Annotated in this window: 16 protein-coding genes; 1 reads left to right on the top strand and 15 read right to left on the bottom strand. The window is 46.8% G+C overall.

Features of this window, described 5'->3' with window-relative positions; translation table 11 throughout:
• Window positions 1–6: 6 nt before the first annotated feature.
• From rpiB to AB1K91_RS12985, 3 genes are read right to left on the bottom strand one after another with little or no spacing between them, the layout of a single operon-like run.
• A complete protein-coding gene (gene rpiB / locus AB1K91_RS12995) occupies window positions 7–447 on the bottom strand; it encodes a ribose 5-phosphate isomerase B (RefSeq protein WP_093725119.1) in 441 nt (146 codons plus the stop codon).
• Window positions 401–1,777, bottom strand: coding sequence for a methyl-accepting chemotaxis protein (locus AB1K91_RS12990; protein WP_413090334.1), 1,377 nt, complete (start codon window positions 1,775–1,777; stop codon window positions 401–403). Before AB1K91_RS12990 ends, rpiB begins: the two co-directional genes overlap by 47 nt.
• Window positions 1,778–1,826: 49 nt before the next feature.
• Window positions 1,827–2,432 (bottom strand): low molecular weight protein arginine phosphatase, encoded by a 606-nt coding sequence (locus tag AB1K91_RS12985; protein ID WP_413090332.1) that lies wholly within the window; start codon window positions 2,430–2,432, stop codon window positions 1,827–1,829.
• A gap of 122 nt (window positions 2,433–2,554) precedes the next feature.
• On the opposite strand from AB1K91_RS12985, the gene AB1K91_RS12980 reads away from it, so the two are divergent.
• Window positions 2,555–3,055, top strand: coding sequence for a hypothetical protein (locus AB1K91_RS12980; RefSeq protein WP_413090330.1), 501 nt, complete (start codon window positions 2,555–2,557; stop codon window positions 3,053–3,055).
• A gap of 36 nt (window positions 3,056–3,091) precedes the next feature.
• Here AB1K91_RS12980 and AB1K91_RS12975 read toward each other — a convergent pair whose 3' ends face one another.
• The 12 genes from AB1K91_RS12975 to AB1K91_RS12920 all read right to left on the bottom strand — a co-directional run bounded on the left by AB1K91_RS12975 (window position 3,092) and on the right by AB1K91_RS12920 (window position 14,320).
• Entirely contained in the window at window positions 3,092–4,108 is a 1,017-nt protein-coding gene (locus AB1K91_RS12975; RefSeq protein WP_413090328.1) for an L-threonylcarbamoyladenylate synthase, read from the bottom strand.
• Window positions 4,109–4,179: 71 nt separating this feature from the next.
• Entirely contained in the window at window positions 4,180–4,548 is a 369-nt protein-coding gene (locus tag AB1K91_RS12970) for a hypothetical protein (protein ID WP_413090326.1), read from the bottom strand.
• Between the two features lie 63 nt (window positions 4,549–4,611).
• Entirely contained in the window at window positions 4,612–5,238 is a 627-nt protein-coding gene (gene spoIIR / locus AB1K91_RS12965; protein WP_413090325.1) for a stage II sporulation protein R, read from the bottom strand.
• 116 nt (window positions 5,239–5,354) lie between these two features.
• On the bottom strand, window positions 5,355–6,236 hold the full coding sequence (gene prmC / locus AB1K91_RS12960; protein ID WP_413090323.1) for a peptide chain release factor N(5)-glutamine methyltransferase: 882 nt from the start codon (window positions 6,234–6,236) through the stop codon (window positions 5,355–5,357).
• Complete coding sequence (gene prfA / locus AB1K91_RS12955; protein ID WP_413090321.1) at window positions 6,217–7,287, bottom strand: peptide chain release factor 1; 1,071 nt, start codon at window positions 7,285–7,287, stop codon at window positions 6,217–6,219. Before prfA ends, prmC begins: the two co-directional genes overlap by 20 nt.
• Window positions 7,288–7,349: 62 nt before the next feature.
• Window positions 7,350–7,922 carry a thymidine kinase gene (locus AB1K91_RS12950; RefSeq protein WP_413090320.1) on the bottom strand — a complete coding sequence of 191 codons (573 nt, stop codon included), beginning with the start codon at window positions 7,920–7,922 and terminating at the stop codon, window positions 7,350–7,352.
• Between the two features lie 185 nt (window positions 7,923–8,107).
• Window positions 8,108–8,353: a type B 50S ribosomal protein L31 gene (locus AB1K91_RS12945; protein WP_095214194.1), complete on the bottom strand. Its 246-nt coding sequence runs from the start codon at window positions 8,351–8,353 to the stop codon at window positions 8,108–8,110.
• A gap of 133 nt (window positions 8,354–8,486) precedes the next feature.
• Window positions 8,487–9,773 carry a transcription termination factor Rho gene (gene rho, locus AB1K91_RS12940; protein WP_413090318.1) on the bottom strand — a complete coding sequence of 429 codons (1,287 nt, stop codon included), beginning with the start codon at window positions 9,771–9,773 and terminating at the stop codon, window positions 8,487–8,489.
• 445 nt (window positions 9,774–10,218) lie between these two features.
• The gene (gene murA, locus AB1K91_RS12935) at window positions 10,219–11,505 is read right to left on the bottom strand and encodes a UDP-N-acetylglucosamine 1-carboxyvinyltransferase (protein ID WP_413090316.1); all 1,287 of its coding nucleotides are present in this window, start codon (window positions 11,503–11,505) and stop codon (window positions 10,219–10,221) included.
• Between the two features lie 62 nt (window positions 11,506–11,567).
• The gene (gene fsa, locus AB1K91_RS12930; protein WP_413090443.1) at window positions 11,568–12,209 is read right to left on the bottom strand and encodes a fructose-6-phosphate aldolase; all 642 of its coding nucleotides are present in this window, start codon (window positions 12,207–12,209) and stop codon (window positions 11,568–11,570) included.
• 746 nt (window positions 12,210–12,955) lie between these two features.
• A complete protein-coding gene (locus AB1K91_RS12925; protein ID WP_413090314.1) occupies window positions 12,956–13,819 on the bottom strand; it encodes a class II fructose-bisphosphate aldolase in 864 nt (287 codons plus the stop codon).
• 123 nt (window positions 13,820–13,942) lie between these two features.
• A complete protein-coding gene (locus tag AB1K91_RS12920; RefSeq protein WP_413090312.1) occupies window positions 13,943–14,320 on the bottom strand; it encodes a response regulator in 378 nt (125 codons plus the stop codon).
• Window positions 14,321–14,426: the final 106 nt, after the last annotated feature.

Raw genomic sequence — 14,426 nt, 5'->3', positions numbered from 1 at the left:
TCGCTCTTACTTGTTTTCGTATTCCGTGATTTTGTTCACACGGTTCTGGTGACGTCCTGCCGTAAATTCCGTTCCAAGCCATGTTTGAACAATTTCGCGTGCCAAACCTGGCCCGATTACTCGTTCACCCATTGCCAGCATGTTGCTGTCATTGTGTTCGCGGGTTGCTTTGGCACTGAACACATCGTGTACGAGCGCTGCCCGGATGCCTGGTACTTTGTTTGCCGAAATACTCATACCGATACCTGTACCGCAAATGAGGATACCGCGATCGAATTCACCGTTTGCAACTCGCTCCGCTGCCGGGATTCCATAATCAGGATAGTCGACAGAGCCTTCACAATCACAGCCTGTATCCACAAACTCAATATTCAACTCTGTCAGAAGATCTGCAATTTCCTTACGAAGATTTACTCCACCGTGGTCCGATGTCAGAATCACTTTCATTTTGTTCATCCTTCTTTCCGAATTCCGCATGTTGTACGGATGTTTGTTTTGTTAGCTGGAACTGTTTCATCTGATCTCTCAGTTTGCCTGCCTGTTCTTCAAGCGATGCTGATAATTGTTCCAGGTTATGCATAACGGAGGCTTGATCCTGCACGGATGCACTTACCTCCTGCGCTCCTGCCGATGCTTGCTCAGCCAGTTGCGCGACGCCTTTGGACTGATCCGTAACCGAGGCAATCTCTTCCCGCTGCTGCTGGGTGAGCTTGCCGATTTCCTGGATCGATGCAACTACCTGCGCGATGGCTGCTGTCATTTCTTCCATTACGATACTGCTTTCGGAGCCTTTTTCTGCTTCACTTCGCGCAAGTGCCAATTGCTCGTCGATCTCCGTGACGACTTGTCCAATATTCTGCTGAATTTCCTTAATGTTAACGGAAATGTCCTGTGCTGCCTGCCTGCTTTCATCGGCAAGTTTCCGTACTTCATCCGCCACGACCGCAAAGCCCCGTCCTTGCTCACCTGCACGTGCTGCCTCTATGGAAGCATTGAGCGCAAGCAAATTCGTTTGTTCCGCTATGTCACTGACAAAGCGGATAATCTGCTCGATTTGTGACGCATTCTTTTCCAGCTGCTTCACATTCCCGATCGAATGCTCCTGTTTCTCGGCAATACGCTGAATACCATGCACCAGATCCATCACCACAGTCTGTGAGCTGTGTAATTTTCCGACCATCCCATTGGATAAGTCTTGTGATTGATCCGCTTTTGTCCGTACATCTTCGGACAAAGCTGTAGCGTTGTCCAGAGACCGTACAATACTGCCGACAGCCCCGGAGGTAGTCTGGGCTCCCTCGGCCATCGTCTGCATGATTTCATCGATCTCGACTACTTTTTCAGAAGCAGTCAATGTCTCGTTTTGAATCTGTTTGGCATACTGATCATTTGCTTTTGCATTCGCATCGATGTCACTGATCACCGACTTCAGATTATGCAGCATCTTCTGGAACGCGCGTGTCAATGCACCAATCTCATCATTGGAAGGGACAACCTCCCATTCTTCGTCCAGGCTGCCATCCGCCGCCTTTGTTGCAACCTTTTCCAAATCCTTCAATGGTTTCGTAATGAACCGTGCTGCCGAAAACGCAAGTATCCCTGTCCACACAACACCTAGAAAAAGCGTGAGAAGAACGAGTACCGGTGCAGCAACATCCCAATATTGCTGTACAAAGGGATGCACGATGTAAATGAATAATGCACTGACACTATACGTCACCAATGCCAAAACTGTGGCGAAAATCGCCAGTTTGAAACGCAGACTGAAGCTTTTCATGACATAATCCACCATCCATGCTGATATTTTGGTATGAGAGTCTTTTTACCTACTTCTCATTGTGAATCTTTTCTGCCAATTTATCAACATAGAATTCCAATTCCTTCAGCGTGTTCCGATAAACTTCTACGGAACGTCCGAAAGGATCCATGATATCCGCTGCCGGCATACCTGCCTCCAGCTCCTGGATATGCTGGATCTCCCGCTGATGGGCTTGCATGAAATCACTCTGGAAACGATCGGGATCCCCTTGATAACTGCTGGCGAACCGCACTCGCTTCGTTTCCAAGTCTGCATAAGCTTCCTGCAGCGATTTCCAGGAGGCTGCTGCCTCCTGGGAAGCATATTCGGGCAATGTATACAGTTTTCCGGCAGCATGCGGATATTGTTCCAGCAATAACTGCTTATGCTGTTCTGTCATTGTCAGGATCAAATCCGCCCAATCGACACGTTCTTTCGTAGCAGGTTTGGATTGGTGATTGAACAGCACCCCCGCCTCCTGCATGACTGTCACTGCCTGATGAGAGGCAGGTGATCCATCATGAGCGAATATACCAGCTGACTGCACCTCCACCTGCGGAAGCCGTTTCCGTACAAGTGCTTCGGCCATCGGGCTTCTGCACGTATTGCCAGTACAAACAAGTAATAGTTTCATCCAAATATCTCCTTGCTTCTAAAATGGTGCTACTAGTAGTATACAACAGGAGAGAATTTCTTACATGGGGAATGGAACCTTATTGCCGTCAAGCCGTAATAGACTACAGGAGGTGATGATGATTGGTTTGGAAAATAGCCGCATTGATAAGCATCATGTTATTTTATCTTTTAAGCTCAATCTTCTTTCTATATCGGAATAATATTCATCTCTTCCTCTACTCGACCATCTTCATACCTTATTTGGTATTACTGCCCATCACCTGTTTTGGCATTTGGGCATCGATAAAGACTTGCCTTGAGCGGCAATGGAAGACGCTAGCCATATGTGCAGGTGTGGCACTTGGATCGGGAATATGCTTTTCTTTCACTGCCTCCGATGTAATGGATATCGGTCATTATGCCAATAAGTCATTTGAGACAGCAAGAGGAACTGTAACCTATATATCCGATGGGGAAGATTATAAAAATATCGGACAGACAATAGGGATCGAGTCTAAAGATGGCAACGAGCAATATGAATCTTTCCAGTACTTATATGACCAGGATATGACGGGGCAAACTGTACAAATCACGTATTTGCCGGAAACTCAATACATCCTCTCGCTCATTGTGCTGGAATAAAAAAGGAACGATACCACCCGGTACGTTCCTTTCCGCTTAAATCCATCCTGTCGCGGCCTTTTCCAGCCTATTCATTATAGCTGTTCCGACTCCAGTCTTTTCGAAGCTTTCACAAAGTATTACCGATACATCCGATTTTTTGAAATGTCGGAGTGCATCATACAGATGTTCCGCCACTGTCGAAAGATCTTGTCTTGTCCCACAGATTTGAACCTGCTTGTACTTTAGCATTTGTGCGAGCTCCTCGGTGGCAATGATCCCTACCTTCTCACCAGCTTCCGTAAGCTTGTCCGCATGTTGCTGCATATTTTCATCCACCAGATACAGCGGAGCTTCGGGCGCATAATGTGTATATTTCATACCGGGTGCTTTCGGTTTCTCCTTCTCCCCTTGAGCTAGTCCCGGATCTACCATCACCGTCCCGATCACTTCTTGAATTGCTTCGGCTGTTACACCGCCTGGTCGGAGAATGACCGGCACTGCTTCCGTGCAGTCGATCACTGTAGATTCCAAGCCGATACCAGTCGGACCACCATCCATGATCCCGGCAATTCTTCCATCCAAATCATGAGTCACATGCTCCGCCTTTGTCGGGCTCGGCCTGCCTGAAATATTCGCACTTGGTGCAGCAATCGGCAAAGCCACTTCTTGCAAAAGGCGCAAGCCGACCGGGTGACTTGGTATGCGTATGCCGATGGAATCCAGTCCTGCGCTGACATTCGGCGCCACTTTGCCTTTACTCTTCAAAATGATTGTAATCGGACCTGGACTGAACGCTTCCAAAAGCTTATAAGCAACTTCTGGAACGTCGTCGACAAGATCCTTCAGCTGTTCTTTATTTGCTACATGGACGATAAGCGGATTATCAGACGGACGACCTTTGGCTTCGAATATCTTCCGGACAGCTTGTTCATTTGTCGCATCAGCACCAAGGCCGTAAACGGTCTCAGTCGGAAAAGCAACAGCTTCACCTTTTCCAAGGAGGGCGGCCGCCTCCTGCATCGCGTTTGTATCGAAAGACTGCTGTGAAACAGTCCAGTGCTTCGTCTCCATATTGATCAGATGCTCCTTCTGCTAAATATCACTAAGAGCTATGATACCACAAGGAACACCATTCCCCAATGTCAGAGCGTTTTCTCCCACATGCCTTGCTTCGCTTCAAAACCATATAAAGCCATCAGCTGATCCAGTGTTTCATGATGGCTGATCAGCCGCAAACTGCTCGCTTCACGCCTCCTCGCTTCCATGCTGGCAAGTTCCATGCAAGTCAAAATGATGGTCCCGTTTGCTGGCGGCTTGACGTACATGGAATGAATTCGGATTGCTTTGTCCTGCTGTTCCAAACAGAAAAAAGCTCGCCATCCTTCCTCTGTTTCTATGATATAGCCTTCTTCATAGAGTTTCTGCTGCTCCATTTTCCAACGCGGCAGACTGTTTTCGAAAAAAGCATCCAGTTCGGAAAGCTCGAATGCTTGAGCCGGTACTAATTGCATAAAAATTCCTCCCGTCTATTTCTAGTTGATAGATTATATGAACGGGAGGAATGCGATATGAGTTTAGCTGAACCATTCTAATAGAAAAAACTTCACCTTTGGCTTCTCTTCTTCAAGTGGCTCATCCGAGGCTACCTCCACAGGCTCAGCATCGGCATTTTCCTCCGCCTCCGCTACACTCGTGCCGCTGGAAAAATCCAAAAAGCAGAGCGGCGGGAACAGCACACACCACCAGTTTTCGCCTTCTCCTTCCCCCAGAGTGATCAATACAGCTTCATACTGACCTGCCGGATACAGATAAGAACCATAAAGCTTCGCCGGGAAAGAAATCTTATCACTGTATTCCACATTGAACCCTTGGGCTTCCCCTTCTTCATTCAACACCCTGGCAACAGTCTTCCTGATTTCTGGAAGCTGTTCTTCAATGAGCGCCCGGGCCTCCTCGATATCTGCAATATCCTTCACCCAGCTGTTGATCTGTGCATTCACTTCATCCCGAATCAGACGCTTCAGCTCTTGATCATCATCGGAATTACTATTAGCCAGGATCCGCAGACGAATTGCTTCATCCGGAATTTCTTTCACTGCTTGGGAACCATTGCTCACCTGAGCCTCTGTGCCAGTTCCCGGATAGAAAATATATAAAAATAATAGAAAGATTGCAGTCAGGGAAAAACAAAGCTTCTTCATATTTGGTACCTCATTCCTTTTGTGTGATGGTACCAGTATGAACAAGCTGTGCTGATTTAAACCTATGAATCTATTTTTTTAGCATGCAAAAAGGACCGCACCTGCAAGCAGTCCTTTTATCCTTGTATCCAAGCAAATACCATTCGATCCTTGCCATTGATATCCTGTCGCACTTCCACTTCTGCCTCGGGGAACATCTCCACCAACAAATCACGAACTGCCCTTCCTTGCTGCCAGCCGATTTCAAAGGCTGCAACTGCCGGAAAAGCGAGTACTTCCGGTAAAGCGGCGATGATCTCCTTATAAGCAGCAAGTCCATTGTCGTCTGCAAACAAAGCAAGACTCGGATCAAAGTTTTTCACCGTGTCTGTCATATGTTCTTTGTCCGCCTCATCGATATAAGGGGGATTGGAAACGACCACATTGACGCGTTCGCCAAGCTGCAGGATCGGCTCCAGATAACTCCCGAGCCTCAACGTAAGGTCAGCGCCCAATGTACGGCTGTTGCTCTTTGCGATAAGCAAAGCACGTTCGGAAATGTCCGTGGCAATGACGGAAGCTTCCGGAAAAGCAAGTTTCAAAGAAGTGGCGATGATTCCGCTTCCCGTCCCGATATCGGCAATGGTCAAATCCCGTCCGGCAAGATGCTTTTTGATCATTGCTTCCACACCCAGAACCAGCTCTTCGGTTTCCGGCCTGGGAATGAGCACATCCCGATTCACATAATAGCGTCTGCCAAGGAATTCTTCCTCTCCTGTCAGGTGCTGAAGCGGAATTCCCGTTTTGGCGTGTTCTTCGACATCTTTTCGGAAAGCAGCATAGAGGACAGGATCCATGGATTCCCTCATATTCATCAAAAGCGCTGTCTTATCGATTCCAAGATGGAATAAGAGTAAAAGTTCCGCCACCCTATCTTCACGCTTATGGGCTTGTAAATATGCCCTGGCCTCCTGCAGTGCCTCCATTATGGTCGGCTGCTTATTCACCGATTTGCTCAAGTTTTCTCGCCTGCTCTTCCATGATCAATGCATCGATAACTTCATGGAGCTTTCCTTCAAGAATCTGATCCAGCTTCTGAATGGTAAGCCCGATTCGATGATCCGTCACGCGATTTTGCGGGAAATTATATGTCCGGATACGCTCGGAACGGTCCCCCGTGCCTACAGCTGATTTGCGTGCATCATCATATTCAGCCTGGGCTTCCTGCTGGAACTTGTCATATATACGGGCACGCAGGATTTTCATCGCTTTTTCTTTGTTCTTGATTTGTGATTTCTCATCCTGCATCGACACGACGATTCCGGTCGGCATATGCGTCAAACGGACTGCAGACATTGTCGTGTTTACGCTTTGTCCGCCTGGACCGCTCGAAGCGAATGTATCAACGCGGATGTCTTTGTCGTGGATATCCACTTCGACTTCTTCCGCTTCCGGCATGACCACTACCGTCGCCGTGGAGGTGTGGATTCGACCGCCGGATTCTGTTTCCGGCACACGCTGCACTCGGTGGGCACCGTTTTCAAATTTCAGGTTGGAATAGGCATTTGTGCCGTTGACCATGAAAATGATCTCCTTGTAGCCGCCTACTCCTGTCGATGTCGCTTCCATCAATTCCGTCTTCCAGCCTTGTGTTTCCGCAAATCTGCTGTACATACGATACAAATCGCCTGCGAAAAGCGCTGCTTCATCTCCGCCAGCTGCTCCGCGAATTTCCATGATGACGTTTTTATCATCATTCGGATCCTTCGGCAGCATCAAAATACGCATCTGTTCTTCCAATTCCGGCAGACGCGGTGACAATTCGGCAATCTCCGCTTTGGCCATTTCCAGGATTTCTGGATCCTTCTCTTCAGCAAGCATCATTTTGGCATCTTCCACTTGTGAGCTGATATCTTTGTATTCGCGATAAGCCTGGACCACATCTGTCAGCCCAGCTTGTTCTTTGGAGAATTCGCGTAATTTATTCGTATCACTGATCACATCCGGATCACTTAGTAATTCGTTCAGTTTCTCATATCGGTCTTCTAGTGCTTGTAAACGATCTAGCATAACAACACCCTTTCCTTGCTTTATTATAGCCTCTCTCCGGATCTTGGGCAATTGAGTAAAGATCAAAGGGGCGGATTGCTATGACATCTGCGGCAGACAGGGTAATAAGAGTCATTGCCGCCGATTTGAATTTGGTCTCCTGTATATACCGGTTTTCCATGGTCATCCACTCGCAGGTTCATTGTTGCCTTCCGTTCACAGAACCAGCAGATCGTCTTCATTTCCTCGATTTTATCCGCATAGATGAGCATATACCGGCTTCCTTCGAACAACTCATTCTGGAAATCATTCTTAAGACCGAAGCCCATGACAGGAATGCCGAATGTATCGACGATCGCTGCCAGCTGAAGTACATGCTCCTTGCTTATAAACTGTACTTCATCGATCAGTACACAATGCGGTGTCGGTTCGTGTTCTTTTACGATTTTCAAGATATCGGTTTCTTCGAAAATCGGAATAGCTTTTCGACGTAATCCAACCCGGCTTGAAACGTAGCCGACTTCATCCCTCGTATCGATTCCGGAAGTGAATATTAGAACCGATTTATTTTGTTCCTCGTAATTATTGGCCACTTTCAGTATTTCGATTGACTTCCCGCTATTCATTGCGCCATATTTGAAAAATAATTGTGCCATGTCATTTCTCCTTGTCAAATAAAAAAGATAGTGCCACAATACACTATCTTTATCCATACTATATCTATCCCACTTATGTATATCTGGATGATCAGTGTACATGTAATGGTAAGCTTTAAAAAGGGCTAGAAGCAGAAAAAACAGGCAAAGGGTGTTTGCCTGTTTTTTCTTCATATCTTAAGCTATTAGCTCAAGTTGTATTTCTTCTTGAAGCGATCTACGCGGCCGCCAGCTTTGTCAGCTTTTTGTTTACCAGTGTAGAACGGGTGAGAAGCTGAGCTGATTTCCACACGAATCAATGGGTAAGTGTTGCCATCTTCCCATTCGATTGTTTCGTCGGAAGTTTGAGTAGAACCAGTCAAGAATTTGTAGTCAGAACTAGTATCTAGAAATACAACTTTGTTATATTTCGGATGGATTTGTTCTTTCATTCGTTAGCACTCCTTTTTGCCCTGAATCCCTTGGAAACAGAGTTTATTGTGAGAGACCGATAACTGTCGTGAAAGCTCACATAACGTGATTATAACAGTCTCCCTACCCCAATGCAAGAGGAAATCAATGTAATCAGACCCGCTTATTCGTGCCTTTTCGCTTCATTTCGTCTTCCATGTTGGCAAGGAATTCCTCATTGTTTTTGGACGATCTTAGGCGACGCAGGAAGCGTTCGGCGAAGTCTTGGGAATCCTGCATGGTTTTGCGGATTGCCCACATCTTATCCAGCTGCCCCTTAGGTACGAGCAGCTCTTCTTTCCGTGTACCGGAACGAAGCATATCGATTGCCGGGAAAATACGTCTTTCGGCAAGGGAACGATCCAAGTGAAGTTCCATATTACCGGTTCCTTTGAATTCCTCATAAATGACATCATCCATCCTGGACCCCGTGTCGACAAGAGCCGTTGCGAGAATCGTGAAGCTTCCGCCTTCTTCGATATTACGTGCAGCACCGAAGAATCGTTTCGGACGGTGGAAAGCTGCTGGGTCGATACCGCCGGAAAGCGTACGTCCGCTTGGCGGAATAACCAAGTTATACGCTCGGGCAAGGCGCGTGATACTGTCCATCAGTACGATGACATCCTTTTTATGTTCTACCAAGCGCATCGCACGTTCCAGCACGAGTTCGGAAACCTTGATATGGTTTTCTGGTACTTCATCGAATGTGGAGCTGACCACATCGACATCCGGGTGAACAGAACGCTCGATATCCGTCACTTCCTCCGGGCGTTCATCCACAAGCAAGATAATCAGCTTGGCATCCGGATGATTGGTTGTAATGCTGTTGGCGATCTGTTTCAGCAGCATCGTCTTTCCTGCTTTTGGCGGAGCTACGATCAAACCACGCTGACCGAAACCAACCGGTGTCATCAAATCGATGATCCGTGTAGAAACTTTGCGGGACTCGGTTTCGAGTTTCATCTGTTTATCCGGATACAAAGCGGTCAGTGCAGGGAAATGCACACGCTCCTTCGCCACTTCCGGATCCTCGTTATTTACGGCATCCACATGCAGCAGACCGTAGTAACGCTCGTTCTCTTTCGGCGGACGGACCTTGCCGGAAACTTTATCCCCATTACGTAAATCGAAGCGTCTGATTTGTGATGCACTAATATAGATATCTTCCGCACTCGGTGCATAATTGATCGGCCGGAGGAATCCGAACCCTTCGGATGGGATGATTTCCAGGATACCGTCCATGAAAAGAAAGCCATCCTTTTCCGCCTGTGCCTTCAGGATAGCGAAAATCAATTCACGTTTTGTCAGTTTCGCATAATAGGAAACACGGTATTCGCGCGCCATCGCGTATAATTCTTTCAATGTCAATGTTTCTAGATGAGAAATGGATAGTTCAGCCACAAAATCACCACACCTATTGTATTTAAGGACTTGTCCTTATCTGTTTGGCTGTATAAATTCATGATCCTTCATTGGTGCTTCAAAACTGGTGGAATCTAATTCAATCTTGGACCGAGAGAGGTGCAAGGTTTTGCCTATAGTCCCCGCATAGCTCTGGAAGAAAAGGAAGGATGGTAGTGTATAACTAGAATAGAAGATTATAACTATCATTTTTTACCACAATACAGCTTTTTTAAACTTGCTGCGTTTTTTAGCATATCTAATCATACATTTTCGTACTTGAATATTCAACTGTATTTTTTAGTTGAATGAAGTATTCAAAAAGACTGGCTTGCGCCAGTCTCTGCATCATGAAGTTTAGACGACAAAATTCGATATCTTAAGCAGATCACCTGTGAATATATTTGCCGCTTATTACCCTTGCGATTTATCGTTTTCTGTGTAATCAAGAATTCTGAAATTGTTCGACTTCTTGTTCACTCATTTCCTCCCGCCAGATGTTGGCACCGAGTGCATGCAGTTTATCCGTAATATGCTCATAGCCACGATCAATATGCTCCACACCAGTGATCTCAGTCACACCATCGGCCATCAATGCAGCAATGATCAGTGCTGCCCCGGCTCGAAGATCGCTAGCTTTCACTTTTGCTCCTTCCAGCTGCACAGCACCACTTACGATGGAGGCTCCTCCCTCCACTTTGACCTGTGCATTCATCCGGCGCAGTTCATCGATGTGCTTGAAGCGGGCTTGATAAATGGTATCCGTTATGACACCAGTTCCGTGCGCCTTGGTCAAAAGAGCTGTAAAAGGCTGCTGCAAATCAGTCGGGAAACCAGGATACACAAGTGTCTTCACGTCCACACTGTTCAGCTTTGCCCCAGGCCGAACGGTCAGCTGTTCCTCACCTTCTGCGATCTCTACACCCATCTCCCGCAGTTTAGCCAGCAAGGACTCCAAATGCTCAGGTATGACATTATCAATGACCACTTCTTCCCCTTGGGAAGCAGCCAGGATGATATAAGTTCCCGCCTCGATCCGATCAGGGATGATCGTATGGCGGCATCCGTGGAGATGATCCACACCTTCGATGCGAATCACATCGGTACCGGCACCTTTGATTTTCGCGCCCATACTGGTCAAAAGGGTGGCTACATCGACTATCTCCGGTTCCTTTGCTGCGTTCTCAATCACTGTCTTACCCTTCGCTCGCACCGCGGCAAGCATGATATTGATTGTTGCACCAACACTCACCACATCCAAATAAATACGTGCTCCACGCAATTCATCCGCCCGCAGGTAGATTGCACCTTGCTCATTCGTCACCTTCGCTCCCAATGCTTCAAAGCCCTTGATATGCTGATCGATAGGTCGAGGGCCTAGATAGCAGCCGCCAGGTAAACCAATGACTGCCTGCTTGAATCGTCCGAGCATCGCACCCATGAAATAATAGGAAGCCCGGAGTTTCTTCACTTTTCCGTTCGGAAGAGGCATGGACGTCATGGCAGATGGATCGATCGTAAGACCGTGATCGGTATTGGATACTTTGCCGCCGATTTCTTCAAGCAAGTGACTTAACGTCTCAACATCTGAAATTTCGGGCAGCCCTTCTATTGATACCGGAGATTCAGCCAGTATAGCAGCAGGCAGCAATGCTACTGCACTGTTTTTCGCTCCGCTGATTTTTACTCTTCCTCTAAGAAGGTTTCCGCCCTCTACAAGTATTTTCTGCATAAGGAACTCCTCACATTTAGGATAACAGCAACGTTAGTTTCCTCTATTTTACCATAATTATACTATATACAACTGTTCCAGTCTGCAAGAAATCTTTTGACACCAGCATCTGTCAGCGGATGCTCCACCAATTTGCTCAGGACATCAAAAGAAACGATAGCGATATGCGCTCCCTGCTGGGCAGCTTCTGTTATATGCATCGGATGCCCGATGGAAGCCGCAATGATTTCTGTCTGGATTTTGTGACGAGTGAAAATATCCGCTATAACACCAATCAGTTCCATACCACTATGACCGATATCATCGAGCCTTCCAATGAATGGCGATACATATGTAGCCCCGGCACGAGCAGCAAGCAGCGCTTGATTCGCATTAAAGACAAGTGTCACGTTTGTCTTGATATTCAATTCAGAAAGGACCTTGACTGCCTTCAGACCTTCTAAAGTCATTGGTATCTTTACAGTAACATCAGGAGCAATTTCAGCAAGCACTTTGCCTTCTGCCACCATTTCATCCGCTTGTTCGGAAACTGCCGCTACGCTGACAGAACCAGACACCTCTTCGGTTATCTCCCGAATCCTATCATGAAACGACACGTTTCCCTTGACTACCGGCGTCGGTTCTGTCGTTACACCTGCCAATACGCCAAGTGCATTGGCAAGTTTGATTTCCTCCAGGTTTGCAGTATCCAAAAAGAATTTCATCATTTCCACTCCTTAAATAGTTCCGAAGTAGTTTATGCAGGACTCTCTGTAAATGGCAAAGGGTTTACAGTAAATTTCCTCGGTTTCCAATGCTGCTTTTGCGTTCCTATCCAAAGACAGCACCCTACAGTTTTCTTACCTGTCCCTATTTTTTTAAACATATTTCTGTTTTTGGGGTGGTGAATTGCTTTTTGGATTTATGTGTCCAGCTACAAAAGCCAGGAACTGCGCCGGAAGTGATGAATCCCTTCGGAAGGATAGTACGCCTCCCTACGGGTTTTCTCTCTTCCTTCTCCGTTCCTAAATGGCTTTTTCCGCTTTTCTTTGTGTCCAGCTACGAAAGCCAGGAACTGCGCCGGAAGTGATGAATCCCTTCGGAAGGATAGTACGCCTCCCTACAGGCTTTCTCTCTTCCTTCTCCGTTCCTAAACGGCTTTTTCCGCTTTTCTTTGTGTCCAGCTCCAGTAACCAGAAACTACGCTGTAAGCAATGTATCCCTGCGTGGGGAGAACACTCCCTTGCTTACCTCTCCGTTTCTAAGCGGTTTCTTCCGCTTTTCTTTGTGGTCTAGCTACGGTGACCAGAAACTTCGGTATAAGCGATGAATCCCTGCGTGGGGAGAACACCCTCTCCGGGCTCCCCGCTTATTCCTCCGTTTCTGACCGGTCACCTCCGCTTTTCTTTGTATATAAAATAAAGAAAACTGGCCCTAAGGTCAGTTTTCTTTATTTTTTATATGGTTTTATTTACGCTTTGCCTGAGGAGCCGAATTCGCGCATTTTGCCGATTACTGTTTCTTTGATCGCTTCACGAGCTGGTCCTAGGTATTTACGTGGATCGTATTCATTTGGTTTTTCTGCCAAAACTTCGCGAACGCGTTTAGCAGAAGAAATTTGGTTTTCTGTGTTCACGTTGATTTTAGAAGTACCAAGCGTGATAGCTTTTTGGATATCTTTTGTCGGGATACCAGTACCGCCGTGCAATACCAACGGAAGACTTGTTGTGTTGAAGATCTCTTCCATACGGTCGAAACCAAGGTTCGGTTCTCCTTTGTAAGGGCCGTGTACAGAACCTAGCGCTGGTGCGAAGCAGTCAACACCTGTTTCTTCTACAAGCTGTTTACATTCGGAAGGAATCGCATAAGCTGCGTCTGCATCTTCTACGATAAGATCGTCTTCTTGTCCGCCGATGCGGCCAAGTTCTGCTTCAACAGAAACGCCGTGGAAGTGTGCAAGCTCTACTACCTTCTTCGTAAGCGCGATGTTCTCTTCCAATGGATGGTGGGAGCCATCGATCATTACGGAAGTGAAGCCAGCATGGATCGCTTTCGCACAAGTCTCGAAGCTGGAACCGTGGTCAAGGTGAATCGCTACAGGTACAGTGATTTGATAGTCTTCCAATAGACCTTTCACCATCAATACAACTGTCTTGAAGCCACCCATATATTTCGCTGCCCCTTCGGATACACCGAGGATGACAGGAGAGCTTTCTTCCTGTGCTGCTTGCAGGATTGCTTGTGTGAATTCAAGGTTGTTGATGTTGAACTGTCCTACAGCATAGTGATTGTCTTTTGCTACATCCAGCATTTCTTTCATTGATACTAAAGGCATAACAAAAATCCTCCTTCAAATTTGCACGACGGTCGGCAACTATGTATGTGAAGTCGTGTATTTTATCGCTTCCATACATAAGAATACCAACTCACCCGCCATGGTGCAACATTTGCCGCACTTTTATACTTGATTCGACCCTACTTTCAATGCTTGATTCACCATTTTTCGAACATTTAGTATATCAAAAGGCTTGGCGAGCACATCAATCAGGAAGTCGTAATTATGTCGGAATGTTTCTGCTTCCTCAGCCAATCCGCTCATCATGATTGTCGGGATGAATTGCCCTTGGTCTTTGAGCTTATCCAGTACCGCAGGCCCATCCAGTACTGGAAGCTTATAATCAATCAGCAAAAGATCCGGTTGTTGTCTTTTCATTTGATCAAGTGCTTTTGCTCCTGTGCCGACGGAAATCACTTCATGTCCTTCTTCCCGGATGACTTCCTCCAGCAAGATCCGAATACCTGGCTGGTCATCCACGATCAACACGCGCTTATTCATCCGCATATCCCCCTAGAAAACGAAGCAAGCAGCTGCTTGCTTCGACATAATGTTCACTGCTCTGGCTCAGTTACACCTTTTTCTAGTAAAAAGCACCAAATTCCTG

It is taken from the genome of Terribacillus jepli (genome assembly GCF_047228925.1).
GTDB lineage: Bacteria > Bacillota > Bacilli > Bacillales > Amphibacillaceae > Terribacillus.
This window is presented reverse-complemented; position numbering and strand designations above follow the sequence as displayed.

Bases quoted from the DNA above. Each gene is read 5' to 3' on its own strand.
- rpiB (WP_093725119.1), bottom strand. From the start codon at position 447: ATGAAAGTGATTCTGACATCGGACCACGGTGGAGTAAATCTTCGTAAG.
- AB1K91_RS12990 (WP_413090334.1), bottom strand. From the start codon at position 1,777: ATGAAAAGCTTCAGTCTGCGTTTCAAACTGGCGATTTTCGCCACAGTT.
- AB1K91_RS12985 (WP_413090332.1), bottom strand. From the start codon at position 2,432: ATGAAACTATTACTTGTTTGTACTGGCAATACGTGCAGAAGCCCGATG.
- AB1K91_RS12975 (WP_413090328.1), bottom strand. From the start codon at position 4,108: ATGGAGACGAAGCACTGGACTGTTTCACAGCAGTCTTTCGATACAAAC.
- AB1K91_RS12970 (WP_413090326.1), bottom strand. From the start codon at position 4,548: ATGCAATTAGTACCGGCTCAAGCATTCGAGCTTTCCGAACTGGATGCT.
- spoIIR (WP_413090325.1), bottom strand. From the start codon at position 5,238: ATGAAGAAGCTTTGTTTTTCCCTGACTGCAATCTTTCTATTATTTTTA.
- prfA (WP_413090321.1), bottom strand. From the start codon at position 7,287: ATGCTAGATCGTTTACAAGCACTAGAAGACCGATATGAGAAACTGAAC.
- AB1K91_RS12950 (WP_413090320.1), bottom strand. From the start codon at position 7,922: ATGGCACAATTATTTTTCAAATATGGCGCAATGAATAGCGGGAAGTCA.
- AB1K91_RS12945 (WP_095214194.1), bottom strand. From the start codon at position 8,353: ATGAAAGAACAAATCCATCCGAAATATAACAAAGTTGTATTTCTAGAT.
- murA (WP_413090316.1), bottom strand. From the start codon at position 11,505: ATGCAGAAAATACTTGTAGAGGGCGGAAACCTTCTTAGAGGAAGAGTA.
- fsa (WP_413090443.1), bottom strand. From the start codon at position 12,209: ATGAAATTCTTTTTGGATACTGCAAACCTGGAGGAAATCAAACTTGCC.
- AB1K91_RS12925 (WP_413090314.1), bottom strand. From the start codon at position 13,819: ATGCCTTTAGTATCAATGAAAGAAATGCTGGATGTAGCAAAAGACAAT.
- AB1K91_RS12920 (WP_413090312.1), bottom strand. From the start codon at position 14,320: ATGAATAAGCGCGTGTTGATCGTGGATGACCAGCCAGGTATTCGGATC.